General features: G+C 72.6%; 20 protein-coding genes, 2 pseudogenes and 1 riboswitch. Of the genes and pseudogenes, 10 read left to right on the forward strand and 12 right to left on the reverse strand.

Features of this window, described 5'->3' with window-relative positions:
* Nucleotides 1-10: 10 nt before the first annotated feature.
* Nucleotides 11-484 carry a pyridoxamine 5'-phosphate oxidase family protein gene (locus tag AC07F0_RS10545; RefSeq protein ID WP_478976797.1) on the reverse strand — a complete coding sequence of 158 codons (474 nt, stop codon included), beginning with the start codon at nucleotides 482-484 and terminating at the stop codon, nucleotides 11-13.
* A 399-nt stretch (nucleotides 485-883) separates the two neighbouring features.
* On the opposite strand from AC07F0_RS10545, the gene AC07F0_RS10550 reads away from it, so the two are divergent.
* The gene (locus tag AC07F0_RS10550; protein ID WP_307177034.1) at nucleotides 884-1,678 is read left to right on the forward strand and encodes a class II aldolase/adducin family protein; all 795 of its coding nucleotides are present in this window, start codon (nucleotides 884-886) and stop codon (nucleotides 1,676-1,678) included.
* A gap of 22 nt (nucleotides 1,679-1,700) precedes the next feature.
* Here the strand turns inward: AC07F0_RS10550 and AC07F0_RS10555 are convergent.
* Nucleotides 1,701-1,973 (reverse strand): annotated as a pseudogene (locus AC07F0_RS10555) (SHOCT domain-containing protein); the annotation flags it as partial.
* Between the two features lie 49 nt (nucleotides 1,974-2,022).
* A pseudogene (locus AC07F0_RS10560) lies at nucleotides 2,023-2,124 on the reverse strand (DUF4429 domain-containing protein); the annotation flags it as partial.
* A gap of 225 nt (nucleotides 2,125-2,349) precedes the next feature.
* Between AC07F0_RS10560 and AC07F0_RS10565 the strand changes: the two are divergent.
* Entirely contained in the window at nucleotides 2,350-3,624 is a 1,275-nt protein-coding gene (locus AC07F0_RS10565; RefSeq protein ID WP_478977263.1) for a hypothetical protein, read from the forward strand.
* Between the two features lie 241 nt (nucleotides 3,625-3,865).
* Nucleotides 3,866-4,396, forward strand: a complete 531-nt coding sequence (locus tag AC07F0_RS10570) for a DoxX family membrane protein (protein ID WP_478976800.1) — start codon at nucleotides 3,866-3,868, stop codon at nucleotides 4,394-4,396.
* A 36-nt stretch (nucleotides 4,397-4,432) separates the two neighbouring features.
* Here AC07F0_RS10570 and AC07F0_RS10575 read toward each other — a convergent pair whose 3' ends face one another.
* Nucleotides 4,433-4,672 (reverse strand): hypothetical protein, encoded by a 240-nt coding sequence (locus AC07F0_RS10575; RefSeq protein ID WP_478976803.1) that lies wholly within the window; start codon nucleotides 4,670-4,672, stop codon nucleotides 4,433-4,435.
* Nucleotides 4,659-6,137, reverse strand: a complete 1,479-nt coding sequence (locus AC07F0_RS10580) for a PspC domain-containing protein (RefSeq protein ID WP_478976806.1) — start codon at nucleotides 6,135-6,137, stop codon at nucleotides 4,659-4,661. Before AC07F0_RS10580 ends, AC07F0_RS10575 begins: the two co-directional genes overlap by 14 nt.
* Before the next feature lie 177 nt (nucleotides 6,138-6,314).
* Here AC07F0_RS10580 and AC07F0_RS10585 point away from each other — a divergent pair, with 177 nt between their 5' ends.
* Entirely contained in the window at nucleotides 6,315-7,613 is a 1,299-nt protein-coding gene (locus AC07F0_RS10585) for an ATP-binding protein (protein WP_478976809.1), read from the forward strand.
* On the forward strand, nucleotides 7,610-8,353 hold the full coding sequence (locus AC07F0_RS10590) for a LuxR C-terminal-related transcriptional regulator (RefSeq protein ID WP_478976812.1): 744 nt from the start codon (nucleotides 7,610-7,612) through the stop codon (nucleotides 8,351-8,353). The genes AC07F0_RS10585 and AC07F0_RS10590 overlap by 4 nt, the downstream gene beginning before the upstream one ends.
* Before the next feature lie 18 nt (nucleotides 8,354-8,371).
* Here the strand turns inward: AC07F0_RS10590 and AC07F0_RS10595 are convergent, their stop codons facing one another.
* Nucleotides 8,372-9,439 carry a C40 family peptidase gene (locus AC07F0_RS10595; RefSeq protein ID WP_478976815.1) on the reverse strand — a complete coding sequence of 356 codons (1,068 nt, stop codon included), beginning with the start codon at nucleotides 9,437-9,439 and terminating at the stop codon, nucleotides 8,372-8,374.
* 417 nt (nucleotides 9,440-9,856) lie between these two features.
* Between AC07F0_RS10595 and AC07F0_RS10600 the strand changes: the two genes are divergently transcribed.
* Nucleotides 9,857-10,210 (forward strand): hypothetical protein, encoded by a 354-nt coding sequence (locus AC07F0_RS10600; protein ID WP_478976818.1) that lies wholly within the window; start codon nucleotides 9,857-9,859, stop codon nucleotides 10,208-10,210.
* Here the strand turns inward: AC07F0_RS10600 and AC07F0_RS10605 are convergent.
* Both AC07F0_RS10605 and AC07F0_RS10610 read right to left on the reverse strand, forming a co-directional pair.
* Complete coding sequence (locus tag AC07F0_RS10605; protein WP_478976820.1) at nucleotides 10,188-11,201, reverse strand: SLAC1 family transporter; 1,014 nt, start codon at nucleotides 11,199-11,201, stop codon at nucleotides 10,188-10,190. The two genes, AC07F0_RS10600 and AC07F0_RS10605, sit on opposite strands and share 23 nt — an antisense overlap.
* A 110-nt stretch (nucleotides 11,202-11,311) precedes the next feature.
* Nucleotides 11,312-12,481, reverse strand: a complete 1,170-nt coding sequence (locus tag AC07F0_RS10610; RefSeq protein ID WP_478976823.1) for a C40 family peptidase — start codon at nucleotides 12,479-12,481, stop codon at nucleotides 11,312-11,314.
* A gap of 8 nt (nucleotides 12,482-12,489) precedes the next feature.
* A riboswitch (cyclic di-AMP (ydaO/yuaA leader) is annotated at nucleotides 12,490-12,663 on the reverse strand.
* A 289-nt stretch (nucleotides 12,664-12,952) separates the two neighbouring features.
* Between AC07F0_RS10610 and pcrA the strand changes: the two genes are divergently transcribed.
* Nucleotides 12,953-15,457, forward strand: coding sequence for a DNA helicase PcrA (pcrA, locus tag AC07F0_RS10615; RefSeq protein WP_478976825.1), 2,505 nt, complete (start codon nucleotides 12,953-12,955; stop codon nucleotides 15,455-15,457).
* Nucleotides 15,458-15,525: 68 nt separating this feature from the next.
* Here the strand turns inward: pcrA and AC07F0_RS10620 are convergent, their stop codons facing one another.
* Nucleotides 15,526-17,202, reverse strand: a complete 1,677-nt coding sequence (locus tag AC07F0_RS10620) for a M23 family metallopeptidase (RefSeq protein ID WP_478976828.1) — start codon at nucleotides 17,200-17,202, stop codon at nucleotides 15,526-15,528.
* A gap of 106 nt (nucleotides 17,203-17,308) precedes the next feature.
* On the reverse strand, nucleotides 17,309-18,172 hold the full coding sequence (locus AC07F0_RS10625) for an esterase/lipase family protein (protein WP_478976831.1): 864 nt from the start codon (nucleotides 18,170-18,172) through the stop codon (nucleotides 17,309-17,311).
* Between the two features lie 509 nt (nucleotides 18,173-18,681).
* Here AC07F0_RS10625 and AC07F0_RS10630 point away from each other — a divergent pair.
* Entirely contained in the window at nucleotides 18,682-19,098 is a 417-nt protein-coding gene (locus AC07F0_RS10630; protein ID WP_037673345.1) for a coenzyme B12-dependent isobutyryl CoA mutase small subunit, read from the forward strand.
* Nucleotides 19,099-19,277: 179 nt separating this feature from the next.
* On the opposite strand, the gene AC07F0_RS10635 is transcribed toward AC07F0_RS10630, so the two are convergent.
* Nucleotides 19,278-20,945 (reverse strand): DUF5691 domain-containing protein, encoded by a 1,668-nt coding sequence (locus tag AC07F0_RS10635; protein ID WP_478976833.1) that lies wholly within the window; start codon nucleotides 20,943-20,945, stop codon nucleotides 19,278-19,280.
* 153 nt (nucleotides 20,946-21,098) lie between these two features.
* A complete protein-coding gene (locus AC07F0_RS10640; protein ID WP_478976836.1) occupies nucleotides 21,099-22,454 on the reverse strand; it encodes an SWIM zinc finger family protein in 1,356 nt (451 codons plus the stop codon).
* Nucleotides 22,455-22,599: 145 nt separating this feature from the next.
* On the opposite strand from AC07F0_RS10640, the gene AC07F0_RS10645 reads away from it, so the two are divergent.
* Both AC07F0_RS10645 and AC07F0_RS10650 read left to right on the forward strand, forming a co-directional pair.
* A complete protein-coding gene (locus AC07F0_RS10645) occupies nucleotides 22,600-23,775 on the forward strand; it encodes an ATP-binding protein (protein WP_478976839.1) in 1,176 nt (391 codons plus the stop codon).
* Nucleotides 23,776-23,830: 55 nt separating this feature from the next.
* A complete protein-coding gene (locus AC07F0_RS10650) occupies nucleotides 23,831-26,245 on the forward strand; it encodes a DUF5682 family protein (RefSeq protein ID WP_478976842.1) in 2,415 nt (804 codons plus the stop codon).
* Nucleotides 26,246-26,372: the final 127 nt, after the last annotated feature.

The raw sequence follows: 26,372 nt of genomic DNA on the forward strand, positions 1-26,372 counted from the left end.
CTCCCAGGCCCTATGTGCGCTTGATCGTGCGCAGGGGCTCGCCGGGCGTCCAGATCTGGACGACGAGGAACTTGTCGTCCTCGACGTAGGTCCGTACGACCTCCGTGAGCTCGGTACGGAAGAGGTGGAACGGCTCCGGCGGTTCCACCTCTTCGACGTACCGCGCCTTCGTCTCCGCGTCGTCGACCTCGATCGCCCGCCCGCTGATCCGCACGTCGCCGCCGCCCATGCCCGTGCCCTCCCCTGGGTTCGCCTGGAGCGCGAAGCGCGGGTCGCGGCGCAGGTCGAGCGCCTTGAGCGAGTCCGGCATCATGCCGAGCCACAGCTCGCCGTTCAGGAACCGCACCTCCAGGCCGCTGGTGCGGGGCGAGCCGTCCTTCCGGAGGGTGGCGAGGACGTGGTGGGTGTAGGCGCCGAAGCGCTTCTCGACGGTGTCGGCCATGTCCGGTTCGGTGGTGGCGAAGGCCGCCCAGTTCGCTGTCATGGGGAGAGTGTCGCGCCGAAATCCGACATCTTCTGTCGGCTATTCGTGGGGTCGGGGAGACCGGGGGCGAAAGGGGTGCGCACGGATGCGTACAGGCGCGTACAGGTGCTCACGGATGCTCAAGGGTGCTCACGGGTGCTCGCGCTGGCCACGGTTGCTCGCGGCTGCTCGCGGCTGCTCACGGGTGCTCGCGGCTGCTCGCGGCTGCTCACGGGTGCTCGCGGCTGCTCGCGGCTGCTCACGGGTGCTTGCGGCGGTTCACGGTGCTCAGGCGTCCTCGCGGGTACTCACGAGGCGTCCGCCGGGGCGCCCCTCTCATCTTCACGGAACGGTTCTGTTCTTCCCGGCCCGACCGGCGGTAGCTTCCGCCCCGTACGTAGAACCAGCGCTGGAGGACCTATGCACGGGCCCACCCCGCCCCTGCCGCTGCCCACCGACCGGCTGCGGTTCGCGATGCCGCCCATGCACGAGTCGGTGGAGGACGAACGCCGGCACCGCAAGGAACGGCTCGCGGGCGCCCTGCGGATCTTCGGGCGGCTCGGCTACGAGGACGGCGTGTCCGGGCACATCACCGCCCGCGACCCCGAGTACACCGACTGCTTCTGGGTCAACCCGTTCGGGATGCCCTTCCGGCACGTCACCGTGAGCGACCTGGTGCTCGCCAACCAGGACGGCCAGGTCGTCGAGGGCGGCTACCACGTCAACCAGGCCGCCTTCACCGTGCACGCCCAGGTCCACGCCGCCCGCCCCGACGTGGTCGCCGTCGCCCACTGCCACTCGGTGCACGGCCGGGCGCTCGCCGCCCTCGGCGAGCTGCTGGAGCCGATCACCCAGGAGAGCTGCGCCTTCTACGAGGATCACGCCCTCTACGACGCCTACACCGGCGTCGCCGTCGACGCCGAGGAGGGACGGCGCATCGCGGCCGCGCTCGGCTCCCGCAAGGCGCTCGTGCTGCGCAACCACGGGCTGCTGACCGTCGGCGACTCGGTGGACGCCGCCGCCTGGTGGTTCGTGTCGATGGAACGGTCCTGTCAGGTCCAGCTGACCGCGCAGGCCGCCGGGCGGCCGGTCCGCATCGACCACCGGATGGCGGTGGCGACGCGAGAGCAGTTGGGGGGCGACCTGGTGGCGTGGATCAACTACCAGCCGATGTGGCGGGAGGTCAGCCGGAGCGAGCCGGATCTGCTGAGCTGAGCTGACCTGAGCGGCCCGCCCGTCAGAAGCCGCGGAGCACCGCTGCCTTCGTCCTGGCGAACTCCTCGTCGGTGAGCACACCCTCCCGGTACAGCTCGCCCAACTGCCGGAGGCGGCGCACCAGCACGTCGTGGTGGTCGGCCGCGGGCGGAACGGCGCCGGCCGGGCGGGAGCCGTGCGCGCCGCCTTCGTGGGTCCCGGCCGCGGCGCGGGTGGACGGGTGCGGCAGCCGGGCGGTGACCGCCGTCGCCACAAGCGCGGTCAGCAGGTCGCGGCGGACGCTGCCCCACAGGTTCGAGGACGACACCCGAGACCGCCTCCAGCGGCACGGCGATCTCTCCGTACGTCTGCCGGAACAGCGGCACCGAGCGGTGCAGACCGGGCGTGATCCGGACCGTACTGCCGTCGAAGGCCCAGGTCCCGTCACGCTGGATGATCTCGGCCATAAGGGAATTCTCCCGGTTGGGTCAACACGGCGTGCCGAATTTCACCCGTGTTGACCAGGTCGGGCGGACGCGGACCAGGTGGTGAAGGGATAATCCGCTGTCGTCGCACGGGAGTTGTGCAGCGGTGTTTCCGGGGTCCGGAAGACCGACGGTGGTTGGGTCGCGGGAAGGCGGGCGTCGGGCGTGACGGTGTGCGAGGTGGGACAGGGCGGTGCGCCCGGAGGTATGCAGGGCGGTGCGCACGGCAGTGTGAACGGCGGTGTGCGCGGAGGTGGGTGCGCCTGCGGGGACTGTCCGCACGGGGCGCGTGAGGGGCATCGGAGGGCCGTCGCCGGGTTTCTGCGCAGGCGCGACGAGTTCGCGGCCGGGCAGGGGCTGCCGGCCGCGGTGGCCCACTCCGCCTCCGCCTCCCGGCAGTGGGTCTCGGAGGAACTGGCGCAGTCCGCGGAACTCGTCGCCGAGCGCGGCCGGGCCGAGGGGCGGGCCTGGCTGGCTGGCCTCTGGCGCCGCACGGCGGGGGCCGTGTGGGCGGTCGTCGTGCTGTTGCTGCTCGGGCAGTCCCTCACCGCGGTCGGCGCGGGCTGGACGGCGGCCCGTACGGCCGGGCTGGCCGCCGCGCTGGTGGTCGCCGGGGCGCTGACGGCGGCGTCGTGGTTCCACCGGGCGAAGGGCGGTGCGCTGGCGCCCCTCATCGGTGAGGACAACCGGCTGTCCACCTCCCGTACGGTGGCCGGGGCGTGGGTGCTCTTCGTGGCCTACTCGGTGCTCTTGCTGGCGGCGCGGCTGGCGGGCGCCTCCCGGCACGCCGACCGGGACGCGCTGCTCTCGGGGCTGGAACTCGCCCGTGGGGCGGGGATCCTGACCGTGCTCGCCGTGGTGTGCGGGATCGCCGTGCTCGTGCGGCGGGTGGTCGGACTGCGGGTGCTGGCGCAACGGCTCCAGAAGGTACCCGCCGACCGGCCGCGAGCCGCCGACCTGCTGACCGACGACGCGGGCCGGGGCACCTTCGCCGACATCCAGTACGTCGTGGTCAGCGCCGTCGCCCTGGTCTTCGCGGCGGTACGGCTGGCCCGGCGGCCGGACCAGTTGCCGGATCTGCCGTGGGGGCTGGCGGTGGTCGTCCTGGTGTCGGCGGCGACGTACCTGGCCGGCAAGTACGCGGAAGGGGGCCGGCCGGTCATCCTCTCCGTCGTACGGTCGCGGGAGGCGGGGGATCTGGACGGGCCGATTCGCACGGGCGACGACATCGAGATCCGGGGCGCCGGGTTCGTACCGCCGGGTGCGCAGAGGGCCGACCGGCTGGCCCGGATGGTCGTCCGCGTCGGTGCCGTGCATGTCCACGTCCCGTTGGTGCCGGTGCCCGGGGGTTTCGACAACCCGACGGACACACTGCTGACCGTGCCGGTACCGGCGGATGTGGAGCCAGGGCGGGTGGAGGTACAGGTGGTCACGGCGGCGGGGGTGGAGACGAACCGGTATGCGGTCGACGTGACGGAGTGACGGAGTGACGGACTGACGAAGTGATGGGGTGCCGGTTGGCGCCTGCGGATGGCTTGCAGGGGTGCCGCTGCGCCGGTTGTGCGACGCCCCGGCCCCGGCACCGACGCCGAGCACCTGGAAGCGCTAATCGCCTGGCCGCCAGTAACAAAAGCCGCCGCACAGGATTGAGCTGGGTCGGTTTGTCGTACGTATGGTCGTTGAGGGGGTCTCGGCACCGGCGGGCGAGAGGCGGCTAGCAGCGATGACTCACGGCATGAGAACGGACACGCACACCCCCCACTTCGGCAGCGGAGGAGACTGGCGGGACACCGCCGTCCGCTACGCCCTCCTTCCCCTGCGGTTCTTCCTCGGCATCACCTTCATCTACGCCGGCCTCGACAAACTCACCGACAGCGCCTTCATGAAGGACTCCGGTTCCGGCTCCATCGGCGACATGATGCGCGCCGTCCGCGACTCCTCCGCCATCCCCGCCCTGGTGGACCTCTCACTGAAGAGCCCTGTCGGCTTCGGCTACGCCATCGCCTTCGGAGAACTGGCCGTCGGTATCGGCACCCTGCTCGGCCTGCTCGCCCGGCTGGCCGCACTCGGCGGCGCGCTGATCTCCCTCAGCCTGTGGCTGACCGTGAGCTGGGCGTCCGACCCGTACTACTACGGCAACGACCTCGCCTACCTCATGGCCTGGATCCCCCTCGTGCTCGCGGGCGCTCCTCTGTTCTCCCTCGACGCCGCCTTGCGGTCGCGGCGACGCCAGAGGACAGGGGACTACCGGTAGCGCACGTCCGTGGGCGTGCGGCGGCGTGGCCTGTCGTCAGGCGGCGATGTCCGGGCCGGGCTCGTCGGTGGTACGGCCCGACCCCCGGCGCCGGCGTATCCGGCCCGTCAGGAACGCCACTGCGCCGGCCAGGAACAGCCCGCCCATGACGAGTGGTAGCGCCACGAACCACGGGGTCTCCCAGGCGCCGCCCGCGTCACCGGCGTAGAGGACGCCCACCAGGGTGAGGACGGTGCCGGCGACCAGCTTTCCGGGCTGGAGTTCATGACGCAGCACGGGCCACCTCCGCCTGTCCCATGCCGACCTGGAGATCCAGGTCGAGGGTGCCCGACTTCTTGACGCCCTGGGCGGGGGAGAGGGTTATCTCCTTGTGCTGGCCCGGTTTCACGTCCACGTCCTTCGTGTCGTCGCCAGGCAGCTGCAGGTCTCCGAGCCCTACGTCGACGCTCAGCCGCACGGTCACGTCCTCGGGCACCACCACCTTCACCCGGCCCACACCGACGTCGGCGCGGGTCGTGACCGTCCTGTTCCGATCCACGTCCACCCTCGACAGATCCAGGGTGCCGACGCCCGTGCCCAGGTCGTACCGCCGGTGTACGTCCGCCACCGTCGTGGGCTGCCAGGTCGTGCGGGTCCACTGCGTGCCGATGTTCTTGGGCAGTGCCGCCGAGCCGGCGAGCAGGCCCGCCGTGATGATCGCCAGGAGGATCGAGCCCGCGCCGGTCCGCCCCAGGAAGGCGCTGACCGCTATGCCCAGGCCCAGAACGGCGAGCGCGCAGGACAGACCGGTCTGCACACTCGTGCCGAGCGGGTGGTGGTCCCAGGTCAGGATCGTGCCCAGGGCGCCCGCGAGCAGGGCCAGCAGGAAGACCCAGCCGCCGATCCAGCGGGGCCCGCGCGGCTCGGGCGGCCGGGTGCGCGGGACGGGTATGTCCTCGCGGTCGGGGGCCTCGGTGCCGCGGCTGATGTTGATGGCCGCGGCGACGTCAAGGTCGCGGGTGTCGCGCGGGCCCCAGAGGTAGCCAGTGCCGCCGACGTGGGTGCCGTCCTTGACGATGGGGTCGCGCCACCAGGACGGGTAGGTGATGAACACCGGCGGTGCCTGGGGTTCGGGCGGGGCGTCGGCGACGGCCTGGGCGGCCAGCGGGTCGGGGCTGGGGGCGCCGCGCTGGCGCGACCAGTAGCCGGCGCCCGCGAGGAGGAGGGAGAGGACGACGGCGAAGGTCAGTACCCCGCCGTTCTTCAGCATGGTCAGGAACACGCCGCAGCCGACCAGCGCGAACAGCACCGCTGTCAGGGCCTGGCCGTCGACGCGGCCGGTCAGCAGCTTGCGCACCTCGTTCTCTTCCTCGTCGTCGTAGGGCACGACGAGCCAGGCGAAGCCGTAGAAGAGGAGGCCGATGCCGCCGGTGGCCGAGAGCACCGCGAGGGTGATCCGGAAGATCACCGGGTCCATGTCGCACTGCCGCCCGAGCCCGGCGCAGACGCCGGCCAGGGCCTTGTTGCGGCGGTCGCGCCGGAACCTGTGCGGTGGCCCGGGCGGGGCGGCCTCCCCCGCGGGGCCGGCCGCGCCGGGCGTGGCTCCCTTCTGTTCTCCCGCGCCCGCGGGCCCGTGCGCGCGGGAAGGCGCGGGGGAGCCGGCGCCCGCGGCGGGCGCGGCATCCTGCGGCCCGGCGCCCGGTGCGGGGCGCGGGCCGGAGCCGGGTCCCGGACCCGTCGCGGCGTGCTCGTGATCGGTCATGGGTCCATGGTGACGGGCGCGGCGGCGCCGCGGCAGCCGGAATGACCCTGGCCCGACCCTGATATCGGCCCTGAGGACCGGCTCGGGAAGCGTTCGAAGGCCCGGGTCCGGAGATCAGGGGAGTCTCCGGGGCCGACCCTGATGCTCCGGTCTGCCGGCCGTGTGACCATCAATGGCATGTCGGAAGCCGCAGCAGCGCCACTCGCCGAACCGCGGCCGCCGCGCAAGCTCTACCGCAGCAGTGACGGACGCTGGCTCGGTGGTGTGGCGCGAGGGCTCGCCGGGCACCTCGGGCTGCCCGTGATCTGGGTACGGCTCGTCTTCGTCGGCCTGTTCATGGCCGACGGCCTCGGTGCGCTGCTGTACGCCGCGTTCTGGTTCTTCGTCCCGCTCGGCGTCGGAGGCGTCGAGGCGCAGAAGCAGAAGCCGCCCTCGCTGGTCGCCTCGGAGACCTCGCCCGACGGCCGCCGCAGACTCGTCGCCCGCAGGCCCGACAAGGGCCAGATCGTGGCCCTGCTCCTCATGGTCGTCGTGGCCATGGTGTTCGTGGGCAATGTGAACCTCAGCGGCGGTGCCAGGGCCTACCTCTGGCCGGCGGTGCTCGTCGGCGCGGGCGTCGCCCTGGTCTGGCGGCAGGCCGACAACGCCCGCCGGGCCCGCTGGGTCGAGGTCGGCCGCCGGCGGCGCACTCTCACGCTGCTGCGCTCGGTGGGCGGTGTGCTGCTGGTGACGGCCGGCGTCTCCGGCATCTTCGTCCTGCAGGGCTCCGCCGCCCACCTCGGCTCCGTCCTCCAGGCGGCCCTCGCGGTCCTCGTAGGGATAACGCTTCTCGCCGGGCCGTATCTGGTGCGCATGACCCAGGACCTCTCGGAGGAGCGCCTGATGCGCATCCGCGCGCAGGAGCGCGCGGAGGTCGCCGCGCATGTGCACGACTCGGTGCTGCACACCCTCACCCTGATCCAGCGCAACGCGGAGAACGCGAGCGAGGTGCGCCGCCTCGCCCGCGCCCAGGAGCGCGACCTGCGCACCTGGCTGTACAAGCCGGAGGGCACCGGCAAGGAGGAGGCCGACGAACCCACCACCCTCGCCGACGCCGTACGGCGCAACGCGGCCGAGGTGGAGGACAAGCACGGCGTGCCCATCGAGGTCGTGGTCGTGGGCGACTGCCCGCTCGACGAGAGAATCAGCGCGCAGATGCAGGCCGCGCGCGAAGCAATGGTGAACGCCGCCAAGTACGGTGGCGAGGGCGGAGCCGTACAGGTCTTCGCCGAGGTCGAGGGGAAGACGGTCTTCGTGTCCGTCCGGGACCGCGGCCCCGGCTTCGACCTCGACTCGATACCCGCCGACCGGATGGGTGTCAGAGAATCGATCATCGGCCGCATGGAGCGCAATGGCGGTACGGCGCGACTGCGCGCGGTGCCGGACGGCGGCACGGAGGTCGAGCTGGAGATGGAGAGGGCGGAGAAGACGTCATGAGCGACCCGACCGAGGCGAACGGTACGGCGGGATCGGCGGAGGCGCCCGGGCCCGCGGAGTCGGACGGCGGCACCGGCGGGCGTCGCGTGCGCGTGGTCCTCGTCGACGACCACCGCATGTTCCGTACGGGGGTCCAGGCCGAGATCGGCCAGACCGAGCAGACCGGTGTCGAGGTCGTCGGCGAGGCCGCGGACGTCGACCAGGCGGTCACGGTCATCACCGCGACCCGCCCCGAGGTGGTCCTCCTCGACGTGCACCTGCCCGGCGGCGGCGGTGTCGAAGTGCTGCGCCGCTGCGCCCCGTTGATGACCGACGCCGAGCAGCCCGTCCGTTTCCTGGCGCTGTCCGTGTCGGACGCCGCCGAGGACGTGATCGGCGTGATCCGCGGCGGGGCCCGCGGATACGTCACCAAGACGATCACCGGCACGGACCTCGTCGACTCCATCTTCCGTGTCCAGGAGGGCGACGCCGTCTTCTCTCCGCGGCTGGCCGGGTTCGTCCTCGACGCCTTCGCCTCCACGGACGCGCCGCCGGTCGACGAGGACCTGGACCGCCTCACCCAGCGCGAGCGCGAGGTGCTGCGGCTCATCGCCCGGGGGTACGCGTACAAGGAGATCGCCAAGCAGCTGTTCATCTCCGTGAAGACGGTCGAGTCCCATGTCTCGGCGGTCCTGCGCAAGCTCCAGCTCTCCAACCGGCACGAACTGACGCGCTGGGCGACGGCCCGCCGGCTGGTGTGACCCCGAGCGCCGCCCTGGTCACACCACCCGGGTGGCGCCCGTGAACGGCATCTCGTCGAGCGGGGCGACCCGTACCGGGGCGGAGGGGTTCGGGGCGTGGATCATCCTGCCGTTGCCGACATAGATGCCGACGTGACTGATGCCGGCGTAGAAGAACACCAGGTCCCCGGGAAGCAGTTCGGAGCGGGAGACACGGCGGCCCGCGTCGATCTGGGAGTACGTCGTGCGGGGCAGGGAGACGCCGGCGGAGCGGTACGCGGCCTGGACGAGGCCCGAGCAGTCGAAGGCGTTCGGGCCGGTCGCGCCCCAGACGTAGGGGCTGCCGAGCTTCCGGTAGGCGTAGGACACGGCTGCGGCCGCGCGGGAGTTGGGCGCCTGCGCGCTGACGGTCCTGGGGGCGGTCAGGCGGTCACGCGCACCCGCCGAGAAGCGTGAGGCGCGGTCCATGCCCGTCGTGTCGCCGATGCGGGCACGTTCCTGCACGGTGAGCCGGGACAGCAGCCGGCGCGCGGAGCCCAGCTTGCCGGTGATCGTCTCCTTGTGCCGTCTCAGCTCCGTCTGCCGCGATTTCAGGGAGGTCAGCTCGATGTGGGCGGCCCCGCGCAGCTGCTCGATCTCCCGAAGCTGCCGCCGTACGCGCGCGACGTCGGACTGCTGCCGGTTTCCGGCCCGCTCGGCGAACTCGGCGTTGTCGAGGTACCGGTCGGGGTCGTCGGACAGGACGAGCTGGAGCGCGGGGTCGAGACCGCCCGCGCGGTACTGGGCGGCGGCGACCGAGCCCAGCGCCTCTCGGGCGGAGTTGAGCCGCCCCTCCTTGCGTGCCGCCTGGTCCTGGAGGTCCTTCAGCCGCTGTCCGGCCGCCTCGGCCTTCTCCTTCGCGCCGTTGTACTTCTCGGTGGCGACCTCCGCCTCCTGGTACAGCTCGTCCACCTTGGCCTTGACCTGGCCGGGGGTGAGCTCGGGCTCGGCGTGTCCGGTGCCGTCGAAGCCCGTCGCGGTCGCCGCGCCCGCGAGGGCGATCGTGGCGGCCGTACGGGCCGTGCTGCCGCTCGCGGAGCGCCGGCGGGGCTTGCGGTGCGCTGCCACCTGGGGGCCACGTCCTTTCCTGCGACCGCCGAGGTGTGTACGGCCGCCGGGGGAGCGGAGGGGCGGCACGCGTCCGGCGGCGGCCCGCACAGGGGAAGCGGGCCGCCGCCGGACCTTTCGGCGGTGGTGTCCGACTGCCGCCCCTGGCCCGGGCGGCGGTGGGGAGCCGGGCACCTGGTGGAGGACGCTAAACCTCGCCGCGGCGGCCCGGTGGCGGGTGCGCGGAAGTGTCCCGAGAGGACTGACGGTGACCGTATGCGACCGTGATCTCGTCTCGCCGCCGTCGACTTGACTCAGCGTGATGACCGATGCGCCGAATCACGGGCGCAGGGCGACGGACGGGTGCTATGGGGCGCACATGTGCATCCGACGGGCCGGTGCGGGCGGCTGTGGAGCCCCTGATTAGGCTCCGGCCTCATGGACGTACTCATCCACCTGTCCGTCGGCCTCCACATCATCGGCATCGGCTCCCTCCTGGGCGGCTTCCTCACCCAGATGAAGGCGATGGGCGAGGGCACCGCCCGCTACACCCCCGCGATGCTGCACGGCGCGCTGACGATGCTGGTCACCGGTGTGATCCTGGTCGGCCTCAACCAGGCCGACGACCAGTCCGTGAACAACATCAAGATCGGCGTCAAGCTGGCCCTGCTGATCGTGATCCTCGGCCTGGTCTACGTGAAGCGGGACGACGAGAAGGTGGACAAGGGCCTGTTCGGCCTGGTCGGGGCGCTGACCGCGGCGAACGTCTTCATCGCCGTGCTCTGGACCTGACCCGCCAGGGCGCGGCATAGGCCCGGGCGGAGGCGACCGCCCAGGCGGTGACGCCGAGCCACGCGGCCACCGCGACCCACAGCAGCACCTCACCGAGGACGTCGAGCCAGGAGACGTCGAGGGCGGCGGCGACGGCCAGGGTCGCCGCCGCCGTCTTGGCCCAGGTGAACACGGTCTCCCAGCGGCGGATGTCGGCGCGGGGGCGGGGGCGCAGGAACTCGGCGGCGAGCAGGACGGCGCAGCAGGCCAGTGTGAGCACGAGCAGCACGACGGTCACATCGCGCAGGATGCCGCGGTCGTCGACGTTCCACAGGTACAGGCGCGCGCTGTCGGAGCTGATCAGCCGCGCCCCGGCCAGCGCCGAGAAGGCGAGCGCCCCGCCCGCGAGCCAGTGGTCGCCGCGCCCCTCGGCCACCTGCCGCACATCGAAACGGGCCAGGGCGAGGACGTACAGCACGAGCCCCAGCCAGAACAGCACCAGCGCCGCGTGCGCGAGCCAGGCCGCCGACTCGGCCGCGGCGAGCGTGGCGCCGAGCACGGCGAGCCCCTGCGTGGCCATGCAGCGCGCGAACACCGTCCCGGGCCTGCGCCGCTGCCCGTCGTGCGCCGGCAGGACCAGCGGCACCGGCCAGAGCAGCACGGCCAGTACCAGCAGGGCCGCGGCCAGGGACTGCGCGCCGGCCGCCGAGAAGCCGGTGCCCAGGACGGCCGTCGCCGCCACGGTGGTGAGGGCGGCCGTCACCACGGTGTCCACCAGGCCCGGCACCCCCGCGTACGCCCGCCATCCCGTGCCGGCCGGCAGCAGCCGCAGCGTGAAGTCCGCGGCGAACAGCAGCCAGGCCGCGCAGGCCAGACCGAGGGCGATACGGGAGAGGCCGCCGTACCCCGCCAGGTCCAGACCGACCGACAGGGCGCCGGTCGCCAGCACGGCGGCGCCGGCGGACGGCGCGCGCTGCGCCCACCAGGCGGTGGAGGGGGAGGGGCCGGGCATGGGCCCGATGCTAGGAGGCGCAGCACGCGTTGCGAGCGGGGCACGCGCGCGGGCGCCTCAAAAAGGCGAGAGCGCCCCACGCACGCGTGCCTTCACGGGTCTACGGGCCCTCAGGCCGGCCGCACCACGCTGTGGATCGCCGACTCGCCGTCGTAGTAGATCGACTCCTCGCGCACGTAGGTGCCGGGCTTCGGGGCGTGGATCATCATGCCGTTGCCGATGTAGATGCCGACGTGGGTGACGTCGTCGTAGAAGAAGACCAGGTCACCGGGCTGAGCGTCGGCCAGCGGGACCGTGGTGCCGGCGTTGACCTGGTCGTAGGTCGTGCGCGGCAGGGTGACGCCCGCGGCTTTCCAGGCGGCCTGGGTGAGCCCGGAGCAGTCGTAGGAGCCGGGGCCGACGGCGCCCCAGACATACGGCTTGCCGATCTGGGCGCGGGCGAAGGCGAGCGCCTTTTCGGCCTTGGTGGCGTACGAGGAGCCGGCCGGGGCCGTCGAGGTGGACGAGCCGGAGCCCGCCGACGAGGAGCCGCTGTCCTGCTGCTGGGCGGCCTGCTCCTGCGCCTGCTGCTGCGCGGCCTGCTGCCGGGCCAGCTCGGCGGCCTTGCGGGCGGCCTCCTGCTGCTTCTCCCGCTCGATCGCCGCGAGCCGTGCCTTCTCCTCGGCGGTCAGCTTCGACAGCAGGTCGCGCGCGTCGGCGAGCTTCCGCTGGACGGTGGCCTTGGCCGTCTTCAGGTCGTCCTGCGCCTCGGTGAGCGTCTCGAGGCTCTCGGTGGCCTCCTGGCGCTTCTTCATCGTCTCGGACTGCTGGGTGACGTAGTCGTCGACCGCGACCTTCTGACGGCCGGTCATCCGGTCCATCAGCTGGGTCTGGTCGAAGTAGTCCTGCGGGGTGTCCGCGAGCAGGAACGTCGCCGTGTCCGGGGCGGAGGCGCCGGTGCGGTACTGGGCGGCGGCGAAGGAACCGAGTTCCTCCCGTGCCTCGTTGAGCTTCTGGGTGCGCCTGGCGACGTCGTCGAGGAGGGTGTCGACGCGCTTGCGCTGCTTGGTGGTCTTCTCCTTGGCCGAGTTGTACTTGTCGGTCGCCGACTCGGCCTGGCGGTACAGGTCGTCGACCTTCTTCTCGACTTCCTCGAGACTCGGCTTGTCGTCGGCCTCGGGGGCGGCGTTGGCCGACTGGGACAGCAGGGCGACGGACGTGAGGGCCGCCGTTGCCAGGGCGGGGGTCCGTATACCTGCGACGCGCGTACCAGCGGGACGCGACTTGCGGTGCGACGCCAAGGGAGGCGACTCCTTCCATGCTCCGCCTACCGGGTTAGCTGTCGGGTTCGGGCGGGTACATCGGAAGGGTTGCCCTACGGCCGTCTCCGCGAAGGGAGTCCGGCCGATTCACCCCAGAGTTCTCGGTTGGGTCCCCGGCTCCGGCTGCCGCTGCGGCACACCGGACTCGGCGGAGGCCGCGCGGCCCGGCGACGTTCGCCGGTGGGGGTCGTGCGGCCTGCCCGCACGGTAGCCAACTCGTGTGGCCCTTGTGAAGGTTGATGGGCGATATGCCCGATACATTTTCGTGACCTTAGCTGAGGGCGTCGCCGAGAGTCATCGGCGGAGGGGGTTGGTCATGGGTTCGTCATAATTGTGACGGCCGTAGCGGACCGTGACCGCGCGGGGATGAAGAGTGACCAGGGGTTCCTTTCGGCGATGTTCTCAGGGCGGCGGCGGGCTGTCAGTGGGGCGCCCTAGACTCGGAGAGCGATGAGCAGCCTCTTTGACGACAGCTTCCTGGCGGACCTCCAGGCCCAGCGGGGCCCCGCGGACGAGCCCCCGCCGCCACCCGAGGACGATCACGTACCGGAGCCGGTTCCGGACGATCTGTTCGGCGGGAAGTTCGACGTGCCCCCGGACCGGGACGCCTACTACCGCGACGGCGCCCCGCGCCCGCCGGTGGACACCGCCGCCCTCCTGGAGGGGCTGAACGACAACCAGCGCGCCGCCGTCGTCCACTCCGGCTCCCCGCTGCTCATTGTGGCCGGCGCCGGCTCCGGCAAGACCCGCGTGCTCACGCACCGCATCGCCCACCTGCTCGCCGAGCGGGGCGTGCACCCGGGGCAGATCCTCGCGATCACCTTCACCAACAAGGCCGCCGGCGAGATGAAGGAGCGCGTCGAGCAGCTCGTCGGACCGCGGGCGAACGCGATGTGGGTGATGACCTTCCACAGCGCGTGCGTGCGCATCCTGCGCCGCGAGAGCAAGAAGCTCGGCTTCACGTCCTCGTTCTCGATCTACGACGCCGCCGACTCCAAGCGCCTCATGGCCCTGGTCTGCCGCGACCTGGACCTCGACCCCAAGCGCTTCCCGCCGAAGTCCTTCAGCGCCAAGATCAGCAACCTGAAGAACGAGCTGATCGACGAGGAGGACTTCGCCGCCCAGGCCACGGACGGCTTCGAGAAGACCCTCGCCCAGGCCTACGCGATGTACCAGTCGCGGCTGCGCGAGGCGAACGCCCTCGACTTCGACGACCTGATCATGACGACGGTCAACCTGCTGCGCGCCTTCCCGGACGTCGCCGAGCACTACCGCCGCCGCTTCCGGCACGTGCTGGTGGACGAGTACCAGGACACCAACCACGCCCAGTACGCCCTCGTCCGGGAGCTCGTCGGCACCTCCGAGCACCCCGTCGACGTACCGCCCGGCCCGGATGACGTCCCGCCCGCCGAGCTGTGCGTCGTGGGTGACGCCGACCAGTCGATCTACGCCTTCCGCGGTGCGACGATCCGCAACATCCTCCAGTTCGAGGAGGACTACCCGGACGCGACGACGATCCTGCTGGAGCAGAACTACCGCTCCACCCAGACGATCCTCAGCGCGGCCAACGCGGTCATCGAGCGCAACGAGTCCCGCCGCCCCAAGAACCTGTGGACCAACGCGGGCGCGGGCGCCACGATCACCGGTTACGTCGCCGACACCGAGCACGACGAGGCGCAGTTCGTCGCCGACGAGATAGACCGCCTCACGGACGCCGGCGAGGCGAAGGCCGGTGACGTCGCCGTCTTCTACCGCACCAACGCCCAGTCCCGTGTCTTCGAAGAGGTCTTCATCCGCGTCGGCCTGCCCTACAAGGTCGTCGGCGGTGTCCGCTTCTACGAGCGCAAGGAGGTCCGGGACGTCCTGGCCTACCTGCGCGTGCTGGCCAACCCGGAGGACTCGGTGCCGCTGCGCCGGATCCTCAACGTCCCCAAGCGGGGCATCGGCGACCGCGCCGAGGCGATGATCGACGCCCTCGCCCAGCGGGAGAAGATCAGCTTCCCGCAGGCGCTGAAGCGCGTCGACGAGGCGTACGGCATGGCCGCGCGCTCCACCAACGCCGTCAAGCGGTTCAACACGCTGATGGAGGACCTCCGCACGATCGTCGAGTCCGGCGCTGGACCGGCCACGGTGCTGGAGGCCGTCCTGGAACGCACCGGGTACCTCGCCGAGTTGCAGGCCTCCACCGACCCGCAGGACGAGACCCGGATCGAGAACCTCCAGGAACTCGCCGCCGTCGCCATGGAGTTCGAGCAGGAGCGCGGCGAGGAGGCGGAGACGCCAGGGGCTGCCGCCCCGGGGGGCACGCTGTCCGACTTCCTCGAACAGGTCGCCCTGGTCGCCGACTCCGACCAGATCCCCGACGAGGAGGACGGCGACGGCGTCATCACGCTGATGACCCTGCACACCGCCAAGGGCCTGGAGTTCCCGGTCGTCTTCCTGACCGGCATGGAGGACGGCGTCTTCCCGCACATGCGCGCCCTCGGCCAGACCAAGGAGCTGGAGGAGGAGCGGCGCCTGGCGTACGTCGGCATCACACGCGCGCGGGAGCGGCTGTATCTGACCCGGTCCACCCTGCGCAGCGCCTGGGGCCAGCCCTCGTACAACCCGCCCTCCCGCTTCCTGGAGGAGATCCCGCCGGCCTACGTGGAGTGGAAGCGGACGGGAGCGACCGCGCCCGCGTCCTCCGGCCCCGTCTCCGGGGTGGCGGCCTCGCTGTCGTCGTCCCGCTCGCGTTCGTCGGCGTCGGGCGCGTCCGGTTTCGCCACGCGCCGGACCTCCGAGAAGCCGGTCGTGTCCCTGGCCGTCGGGGACCGGGTCACGCACGACCAGTTCGGCCTCGGGACCGTCGTGGCGGTGAAGGGCACGGGCGGGAACGCCGAGGCGACCATCGACTTCGGGGACACCAAGCCGAAGCGGCTGCTGCTGCGGTACGCGCCGGTGGAGAAGCTGTAGCGGCAGGGGACGAACCCCGGGTATCAGACGAGCCCCCGTTCGCCCGACGGGCGGGGGCCGACGGGAGGTTAGGTCGGGTCGATGCCGTGGCTGCGCAGCCAAGGGAGCGGGTCGATCGCCGAGCCGCCGGCCGGGCGCACCTCGAAGTGCAGATGAGGGCCGGTCGAGTTGCCGGAGTTGCCGGAGCGCGCGATCGGATCGCCGGCCTTCACGGTCGTACCGGAGGGGACCGTGTAGGTGGAGAGGTGGCAGTACCACGTCTCCGTGCCGTCCTTCGCGGTGAGGATCAGCATGTTGCCGTACGCGCTGTTCCACTGCGTGCGGATGGTGCCGTCGGTCGCGGCCATCACGGTCGTGCCGTACGAGACGGGGAAGTCGATGCCGGTGTGCAGGGACATCCAGTTGATGCCGGACTGGCCGTAGTAGGCGCTGAGTCCGTGCCGGGCGACCGGCAGGGCGAACTTGGGGCGCAGCCGTTCCTTCCGGGCCGCCTCCTCCGCCGCGCGCTTGCGCTCGGCCGCCTGCTGGGCCTTGAGGTCGATGCGCTCCTGCGTACGGCTGGCCCGGTCGGCGAAGTCGTCCGCGCCGGCGGCGAGGCTCTGGAGCTGCGTGTCCAGCTTGTTGTTGGCGGTGGCCGGTTTCACCGGCTGCACGTCCGCCGCGGTCGTCTGCGCCTCCGCGGCGCCGTCGTCGGAGAAGGTGCCGACGGAGGCGGCGGCGATGCCCGCGACGCCCATCACACACGCCGAGGGCACCGCGATGGTCAGCAGCGCCGAGCGCTTGGGCGGCGTACGGCGGCGGGAACGGGACCCGGCGCGCGCGGCCGCCCGTGAGCCGGCGCGCGGGCCGGCCTCTTCCTGACCGTCCAGGAGCGGGACGACGGTGGGCAGTTCGCCGGTGGTGGCCGGCTCGCCGCCGTCCGTGGCGGGGTCGTGGTAGGCGGCCCCGTCCGCTTCGTCGAAGGCGACCTGCTCGAACGTCGCGCTCTCGTGCTGCTCGAACGTCGCGCGATCGTGCTGCTCGAAGGTTTCGCCGTGCTGCTCGTACGCGTCGGGGGCCGGGGCGCCGGCGCCGTCGGTGTTCCACTGCGTGGCGTCGTAGGCACCGGTGTCGAAGGCCTGGGTGCCCCATTCCCACTGCTGGGTCCCGTCGGCCGGATTGCCGGACTGGTCGGGCTGGAGCCAGGCGCCGGTGTCCCACTGCCCGGTGCTGTCCGGGGAGGTGGCCTGCGGAGGGATGCCCGGGAGCGGCTGCTGCTCGGCCGTCCAGGACGTCGTGTCGTACACGCCGGTGTCGTAGGCGGCGTGGTGCTGGGCCGCGTACGCGTCGTAGTGCGGGTTGCCGTGCGTGCCGGTGGGCCAGTGGCCGGTGTCGTACGCGCCCGTGTCGTGGCCGCTGCCCGGCATGTCGCCGAAGAGAGGGTCGGTGGCGAACGTCGCGGTGGTGTGGCCGGTGGCGTCAAAACCGGCGCCGTCCGTACCGGTGGTGTCAAATCCGGTGGCGGCGTAGTCGCCGTACGTGGTGAAGTCGCCGTACTGGGCTTCCTGGGTGCCGTACGACGCGTAGTGCGCCGAGTCGGCGTCGGAAGCCGGAGCCGGGGTCATGGTCCCCGACGGGTGACGGTCGTTCACCAACTTCTCTTTCGCCTCGACAACAGGGGCTGCCAGAGCAGTGCGGCGACTGTACCCGGCGGTACGCGGGCACGACAATCTTCGGCAGGTTTCGCGCGCGCAGGAAACGGGCATTCGGACGTGTTTTGGCGGACTGCGGGCACGGGCTTGGCCCTGTGTTCGAAGTTTGTTCGAGGCTGATCGGTGCTTCGACGCCGTGTGCCTGCCTGTATGACGAGTCTCAGGCCACCGTCAGACCGCCGGTCCGTCCGACGGATGGTTCACCCTCGTGGGCTGTGTCGAGAACCTGCCGTATTCCGTTGGCGACGGCGGGGTGCACGGGCAGGGCGAGATGACCGATGCCGGTCACCCGCACGTTCTGCGCCGTCAGATCGGGATGGTCGATGCAGGCTGTCTCCAGCGGGTCCATCACATGGTCCAGGTCGCTCCAGAAGCTGACGAAGTGCGTACGGCAGCCCGGCGCCGGCCGAGTGAGCTCCTCGAGCACCGGCGAGCCGGGGCGCATCTGGCGCACGATGGGGTGCGCGTTGGCCAGGGGCACCACCCGGGTGCCCGAGTGCGGCGTGCCGAGTGTCACGAGGGTCCGCACACGCGTGTCGCCGCCGAGCCGCTGCACGTAGTAACGCGCTATCAGGCCGCCGAGGCTGTGCCCTACGACGTCGACCTGCTGGGCTCCGGTGCGCTCGCAGACCTCTTCTATGTGGCGGCCGAGCAACTCGGCCGCGGCGCGTATGTCGCAGGTGAGCGGCGAGTAGTTGAGGGACTCGATCTGCTGCCTGCCGTGCTGGGCGAGGCTGCGGCGCAGCAGGACGAAGACCGAGCGGTTGTCGATGAAGCCGTGCAGCAGGACGACCGGGGGCTTGGCCTCCGTGGGCAGTTGGGCGGCTCCGGCCGTGGGCAGGGCCGGGGTGGGGGTCCGTCGCTCCTGCGTGATGCCGGAGGGATAGAGGAGGAGATGCCCGGCCAGAATCGCGATCTCCAGGGCTGTCGCCTTCAGGAGTGCCAGCGAGAGTCCCGCCAGGCGGCTCGGCAGCAGACGCTGGCAGAACGGAAGAAAGGGCAGAGCAGCCCTGGTGACCTTCATGGCCGACCTCCTGTCGGCACGCGGGAGGCCTGCCGCCCCCCGTATGCCCTCGTGGAAAGCAGCGGCGAAGACGGCTGATGACTGCGTGAGCGGCGTGAGCCGCGGGGACGGAGCGCGGCTAGTGGCGCATGTGACGCCAGTGATGCGACGAGGTCCCCTGTCGGTGCGGCGACGAGGCTCCCCGCTGTTGCGCCGTGTCTGCCCTGCGTGCTGTGCGTGCCCTGCGTGTCCCGCGTGCCTTCGCCGAAGTGCCGTACCGCCGCTGTGCGTGGTGGGTGGGGCGGCGGTACGGCGACCTCGTCGCGGCTCCCCTTGCGCTTGTCCCATCGTGTGATTTCCCCCTCGGTCCGCACCGCGAAACTGCCGGTGGCGGGATCCTGGAGATAACGTTCGTTCACTTGCCCGGACGAATCGGGGCAGGGTGTCCCTGCGGTGCGGCGTGTACGGCGAGCGCGATATGTGCGGTACTTGTCGATACGGATGGATGTAGTCGCTTCATGGAGGCAGTGATGGGTGTGGCAGCCGGTCCGATCCGCGTGGTGGTGGCCAAGCCGGGCCTCGACGGCCACGATCGCGGGGCCAAGGTCATCGCGCGGGCGCTGCGCGACGCCGGTATGGAGGTCATCTACACCGGGCTCCACCAGACTCCCGAGCAGATCGTCGACACGGCGCTCCAGGAGGACGCCGACGCGATCGGGCTGTCCATCCTCTCCGGCGCGCACAACACGCTCTTCGCCGCGGTGATCGACCTGCTCAAGGAGCGGGACGCGGAGGACATCCTGGTCTTCGGCGGCGGGATCATCCCCGAGGCGGACATTCCCCTGCTGAAGGAGAAGGGCGTCGCGGAGATCTTCACGCCCGGCGCGACGACCGCGTCGATCGTGGACTGGGTCCGGGCGAACGCACGCCAGCCGGCCGGGGCGTAGGCCTCCGGCGGTGGTGCCGGGTGGGGCGCCGGCGGACCGGGGGGTTGTCCGCCGGGGGTGATGGTCTGCCCGGGGTGCTGTCTGCAGGTGGTTACGGTCTGTCTGCGGGTGGTTATGGTCGGCCGGGGCCGGGGCCGGGGCCGGTGGGTGGCCACGGGGCTCCGTGACGCGGGCCGGGGTCAGGAAGTGTTCAGCTCCTCCGTCATCGCCGCGCGCAGGCGCAGCGTCGTGACCAGGCGCTGGAACGCCTCCGCCCAGTAGCCGCCGGCGCCGGGAGACGCGTTCTCCGCCTCGTCCGGTACGGCCAGCAAGGCGTCGAGGCGACCGGCCTCGGACGGGTCCAGGCAGCGCTCGGCCAGGCCCATGACTCCGCTGAAACTCCATGGATAACTCCCCGCGTCCCGCGCGATGTTGAGCGCGTCCACCACCGCCCGGCCGAGCGGCGGCGCCCATGGCACCGCGCACACCCCGAGCAGCTGAAACGCTTCGGACAGGCCATGCGCCGCGATGAAGCCGGCCACCCACTCGGCCCGCTCGGCGGCGTCCAGCGTGCCGAGCAGCTTGGCGCGTTCGGCCAGGGACACCGCGCCCGGGCCGCCCGCTTCCGGCGCCGAGGGTTCTCCGAGCAGCGCGCGCGACCACTCGGCGTCCCGCTGGCGCACGGCGGCCCGGCACCACGCCGCGTGCAGTTCGCCCTGCCAGTCGTCCGTGACCGGCAGCGCCACGATCTCCCGGGGCGTCCGCCCGCCCAGCCGCCGCGACCAGGTCCCGAGCGGGGCCGCCTCCACCAACTGGCCGAACCACCACGACCGTTCCCCGCGCCCGGCGGGCGCCTTCGCCACGACGCCGTCGCGCTCCATGCCGGGATCGCACGCGTGCGGCGCTTCTACGGTGATCGTCGGCGTGGCCACGGTGGATCCGGTGGCCGGGGCAGCTTGGGCGGGCTGGGTGGGCTGCATGTGGTCGATGGCGACGCACGCCTCCGCCCTGAGTGCCATCCGTGCCGCGAGCGCCGATCCGGGCAGTGCCGACAGCAGCTCCGCCGCCGTCGCCCGGACGTTGCGGCTGCGGTCGGCCAGGGCCTGTTCCAGGAACGGCTCGTCGTCCGGCCCGAGGCCCGTGCGCAGGGAGTCGAGGAACATCAGCCGATCCTCGGCCCGTTCCGTCGCCCAGGTCGTCGCGAGCAGGTCGCGCGCGGCGGCCGGTTCGCGGGAGCGCAGAGCGGACAGGAGGGCGACCCGTTCGGCGAACAGGCCCTCCTGCCACAGCCGCCGGATGCTGTCGGCGTCATCGAGATGCGGCAGGGCCGCTCCGCCGCCCGGTGTCGAGCGCAGGGCGAACCGCCAGTCCGGGTTCAGCCGGGCCAGCCACAGGGCCCGCGGCCCCGCGAACTCCAGCGCCGCCGGACGTAGGTCCGTACGCCCCCGGGCCGCGTCCAGCAGGGCGGGCAGCAGGTGCGCAGGCGGAGCAAAACCACGGGCGTTGGCCGTCGCGAGCCACTGGGGCAGCAGCTCCGTCAGGGCGGGCGCGGTGCCCCGACGACCGCCGCCGGACGCGCCCGGGCGGTCGGCCAGCAGTATCGCGAGTCTGCGGGCGGCCGCCTGCGGCAGAGGCGGACGCGGGTCTTCCGGGGCCGGTTGCGGACGCTCCGCCGCCCGCGCCGGACGCAGACCGGCTCGTCGCCGTACGGTCTCCACGGCCGCCGCGTCCAGCAGGGCCACCGGTGCCGCCGGGCCCGGCCCGGTGCCCGGCGGCATACGCCGGTCCGTGCCCAGCAGTGCCGTGGTGACGAGCCCCTCCCAGGCACCCGTCGCGGGCGCGGCCGCAGGAGCGGAGGTACTGCTCATGAGCTTCCTTTCCGTGGGGCGCCCGGGGGTGGTTGAAGGCTCACCCTTACCGGTTGTCCCGGGATGCCTGAAAGATTCGTGGATTTGACGGGAAGGCGGGTCGGGTCGGAAAGGCCGGGCCGCCGGCGCCGGTGCATGCGCATCGGCGTCGGCTCAGCACAGGGATGTCGCCTCGCCCGGGCCTTCCGGCCAGGCCGTCAGCGGAGTGAAGCCCTGGTGGCCGCACTCGCCGAAGACCCGGACCGGGGCACCGCCCGACAGCGCGACGAGCCGCCACAGGCCCGGCCGGGAACGCGCGGCCGGTGTGAGCGGCAACGCCGTGTCCTCGTCCGCGTCCGCCAACTGCCAGGAGCCGCCGTCCGGGGTGGGGACGACCCGGTCCAGCGTCACCGGGACGGACTCCAGCCAGGGATCGTCGCGCAGGGCGTCGCCGTAACGGGCGGCGGCCTGGGACGTCGTCATCCCCCGCGGGCGTATCGCCGTCGGCGCGGGCGGGGTGAACTGTTCGCCCAGGGCCACCCGCAGCTGCCCGGCGCCCGGGTAGGCGGACACCTCGGCCTCCAGGGACAGCCCGACCGGCAGCGCCAGCTCCGGGGCGCGGCCGGCGGCACCGTAGGAGAGGAGCAGCACGGTGCGGTCCGAGTCGGCGCCGTACAGCCAGATGCGGCGGGTCGTCAGGCGGGTGTCCGCCGTGTCGTACTGGGCGAGCACCAGCCAGCGGTCCCGCACCGGCGGTCCGTCCGCGGAGGCCGGCAGACCGATGCGGGAGCGGACCGTCGCGGCGAGGGCGCCGGGCAGCCGCTCGCGGCGCAGCCAGCCCTGACCGAGGAGATGCAGCAGCGCGCACTCCTCCAGCAGCCGCACGGGCCAGCCCGGGCCGGTGGACGGTATGGCCCCCAACTCCCTGACGCGCGAGGCGAGGCCCTGGGCCTGGGCGTCGACCATGCGGGCCGCCGTCTCCTCCCACAGGCCGTAGCCCGACTGCTCCGCCGAGGCCAAGCCGCCGCGCAACAGGTCTGCCAGGCGCTGCTCCAGCTCCACCGCGCCCGCAGTGACCCGCTCGGCCCGGCGCTCCGCCCGGCGCCGCGCCGCCTCCGGATCAGCGGACCCGGACGGCGCACCGGAGCTGTCCCCGGCCTTCTTCTCCTCCGCGCGCTTGCGGCGCCCCGCTATCCACTGCCCGGCCCACCCCGGCGCCTCCCCGGTCGGCACCGCTCCCTCGCCGCCCGCCCAGAGCAGCAGCAGCCCGAGAGCGTGCTTGCACGGGAACTTCCGGCTCGGGCAACTGCACTTGTACGCGGGCCCGGAGGCGTCCGCGATGTCCACGACCGTCTGATACGGCTTGCTTCCGCTGCCCTTGCACAGCCCCCACACCGTCCCCTCGTCGGAACTCCCCGCCTCGGACCACGGCCCCGCCGCGCCGAGTTTGCTTCCCGCTTTGCGTGATGCGGCGTCAGGCGCCAGTGCCAGCACCTGGTCCGCGGTCCAGCGCACCCCCTGCTGAGTCATGTCGCCGAAGGTAGATCCCACCACTGACAATCGGGTCCGAGAGAGGCTTCGGCGGGACGTTTGCGCAGGTCAGAACGCATTGTCAGTGGTGTGGTGCAACGTGGATGCCAGATCCGAACCGGCCGAGCTGGAGGGGGACTCAGCTATGCCTGTGTCCGTAGAACCGACGTCCGTCGACCCGAGCCAGAACGGGTCCGCGCCCGCGAACACGGGCACGGGCGCACCCGCGGACGTACCCGGGGCAGCAGCACTGCGGCCGCACGCCGAGGACGCCTTCGCCGGCGAACTCGCCGCGCTGGCCGCGCAGGACGACCGTCCGCGTCCGGCCCGCTGGAAGCTGTCGCCGTGGGCGGTGGCGACGTACCTGCTCGGCGGCACGCTGCCCGACGGCACGGTGATCACACCCAAGTACGTCGGCCCGCGCCGCATCGTCGAGGTCGCCGTCACCACGCTCGCCACCGACCGCGCCCTGCTCCTGCTCGGTGTGCCCGGCACGGCGAAGACCTGGGTCTCCGAGCATCTGGCCGCAGCGGTCAGCGGCGACTCCACCCTGCTGGTGCAGGGCACGGCCGGCACACCGGAGGAGGCCATCCGGTACGGCTGGAACTACGCGCAGCTGCTCGCCCACGGCCCGAGCCGCGACGCCCTCGTGCCCAGCCCGGTCATGCGGGCCATGGCCGAGGGCATGACGGCCCGCGTCGAGGAACTGACCCGCATCCCCGCCGACGTGCAGGACACGCTCATCACGATCCTGTCGGAGAAGACGCTGCCGATACCGGAGCTGGGCCAGGAGGTGCAGGCCGTCCGCGGCTTCAACCTGATCGCCACGGCCAACGACCGCGACCGCGGGGTCAACGACCTGTCCAGCGCGCTGCGCCGCCGCTTCAACACGGTGGTGCTGCCGCTCCCGGAGAGCCCCGAGGCCGAGGTCGACATCGTCTCGCGCCGAGTCGACCAGATCGGCCGCTCCCTCGACCTGCCGCCCGCGCCCGACGGCCTTGACGAGATCCGCCGGGTGGTCACGGTCTTCCGCGAGCTGCGCGACGGGATCACGGCCGACGGCCGGACGAAGCTGAAGTCGCCGAGCGGCACGCTGTCCACGGCGGAGGCGATCTCCGTCGTCACCAACGGGCTCGCCCTGGCGGCTCACTTCGGCGACGGCGTGCTGCGAGCGGGCGACGTGGCCGCGGGCATCCTCGGCGCGGTGGTCCGCGACCCTGCGGCCGACCGGGTCATCTGGCAGGAGTACCTGGAGACGGTGGTCCGCGAGCGGGACGGCTGGAAGGACTTCTACCGGGCCTGCCGGGAGGTGAGCGTGTGAGCGAGGCGGGGCGGGGATCGGTTGCGGGACCGGGCATGCGAGGGGAGGGGATCAAGTGACGGGCTCGGAAGAAGCCGTGGGCCGGGCGGCCGGGGCGGGACCGTTGTTGCTCGGGGTGCGGCATCACGGGCCGGGGTCGGCGCGGGCCGTGCGGGCGGCGCTGGAGGAGGCCCGGCCGCGGGTCGTGCTGATCGAGGGGCCGCCCGAGGCCGATGCCCTGATCCCGCTCGCCGCCGACGAGGAGATGCGGCCGCCGGTCGCCCTGCTCGCCCATGCCGTGGACGAGCCCGGCCGCTCGGCGTTCTGGCCGCTGGCCGGGTTCTCCCCGGAGTGGGTCGCCATCCGCTGGGCCCTGGAACACGACGTCCCGGCCCGCTTCATCGACCTGCCGGCCACGCACACGCTGGCGTGGGGGAGGCAGGAGGAGGCCGGAGTGGAGGGGGACTCTCCGTTGGACGCCGAGACGGCGGACGGCGAGGGTGACTCGGGGCCCGCGCCTGAACCCGGCTCCGGACCCGCCGACGTACGGATCGATCCGCTCGGCGTGCTCGCCGAGACCGCCGGCTACGACGACCCGGAGCGGTGGTGGGAGGACGTCGTGGAGCACCGGGGCGTGGGGGAGGGGGACGCGCTCGCGCCGTTCACCGTGCTCGAGGAGGCCATGGGGGCGCTGCGGGAGACCTACGGCAGCGGGGGACATGACCGGGACCTGGTGCGCGAGGCGTACATGCGGCTCCAGGTGCGGGCCGCGCAGCGGGAGTTCGAGGACGGCGTGGCCGTCGTGTGCGGGGCGTGGCATGTGCCCGCCCTGCGCCGGAAGACCACCGTCGCCGCCGACAGGGCCCTGCTCAAGGGGCTGCCCAAGGTCAAGACCGACATGACGTGGGTGCCGTGGACCCACCGCCGGCTGTCCCGGGTGAGCGGCTACGGAGCCGGCATCGACTCGCCGGGCTGGTACGGGCACTTGTTCAGCGCCCCGGACCGGCCGGTCGAGCGGTGGATGACCAAGGTGGCGGGCCTGCTGCGCGCCGAGGACCGGCTCGTCTCCTCCGCGCACGTCATCGAGGCCGTGCGGCTGGCCGAGACCCTCGCCGCGATGCGGGGCCGTCCGCTGCCCGGCCTGAGCGAGACGACCGACGCGGTGCGGGCGGTGATGTGCGAGGGCTCGGACGTGCCGCTGGCGCTGGTGCGGGACCGGCTGGTCGTGGGGGACGTGCTGGGGGAGGTGCCGCCGACGGCCCCGGCGGTTCCGTTGCAGCGGGACCTCGCCCGGCTCCAGCGCCGCCTGCGGCTGAAGCCGGAGGCGCTCGAGCGGGAGCTGGAGCTCGACCTGCGCAAGGAGACCGACGCCGCCCGCAGCAGGCTGCTGCACCGGCTGCGGTTGCTCGGCGTCGCGTGGGGCGAACCGGCTGCCTCCCGGGGCAGCACGGGCACGTTCCGGGAGACGTGGCGGTTGCGCTGGGAGCCCGAGCTGTCGGTGCGGGTCGCCGAGGCCGGGGTGTGGGGGACGACCGTCCTGTCCGCCGCGACCGCCAAGGCGGAGGCGGACGCCGTCACCGCGCAGGGGCTCGCCGACGTCACCGCACTCGCCGAGCGCTGCCTGCTGGCCGAACTACCCGACGCCCTGCCGACGGTGATGCGGATCCTCGCCGACCGGGCGGCCCTCGACGCGGACGTCGGCCGGCTCGCCGAGGCGCTGCCGGCCCTGGTCCGCTCCCTGCGCTACGGCGATGTGCGCGGCACGGACACCGGGGCCCTGGGGGAGGTCGCGGCGGGTCTGGCCAAGCGGGTCTTCGTCGGTCTGCCGCCGGCCTGCGCCGCACTCGACGCGGACGGCGCCGAGGAGATGCGGCGTCATGTCGACGCCGTGCACGGGGCCGTGGGACTCCTGGGGGACGCCCCCGCGGAGGGACAAGGTCACCTGCGAGCCCGATGGCAGTCGGTGCTGCGGGTGCTGTGCGGGCGGGACACCGTACCCGGAGTGATCAGAGGGAGGGCCGTCCGGCTCCTGCTGGACGACGGGGAGTTGGCGCAGGACGAGGCGGCGCGGCTCATGGGGCTCGTCCTGTCGCCGGGCACGCCGCCGCCGGACGCGGCCGCGTGGATCGAGGGCTTCGTCGGAGGAGGCTCCGGGGGCGGGATGCTCCTGGTGCACGACGAGCGGCTGCTCGGGCTGGTCGACGCGTGGCTGACGGCAGTGCCGGCGGAGGCGTTCACGGACGTGCTGCCCCTGCTGCGGCGGACGTTCTCGGCATACGAGCCCGGCGTGCGGCGAACCCTCGGCGAACTGGTCCGGCGCGGGCCGGGGGGCGGGAGCGGTGCGACCGGGTCCGGCTCCGGCATACCCGGCTTCGCGGCAGAGCTCGACCCGGTGCGCGCGGACGCCGTGGTGCCGGTCCTGCGGCTGCTGCTCGGGCTGGACGAAGTGACAGGGCACATCGGCGACGAACTGGCGGGGGTGACGGGATGACGACCGACGGACTGCGGCGGCAGGTTCCGAACGCGGAGCCGGGTGACACCGACGGGAACGGGTCGCCGGCGGAAGGCCGGCCGGCGACGGCCGTGCTGGTGATCCCGCTGTGGGAACGGCCTCGCGA

Source organism: Streptomyces sp. NPDC045955, from assembly GCF_056430805.1.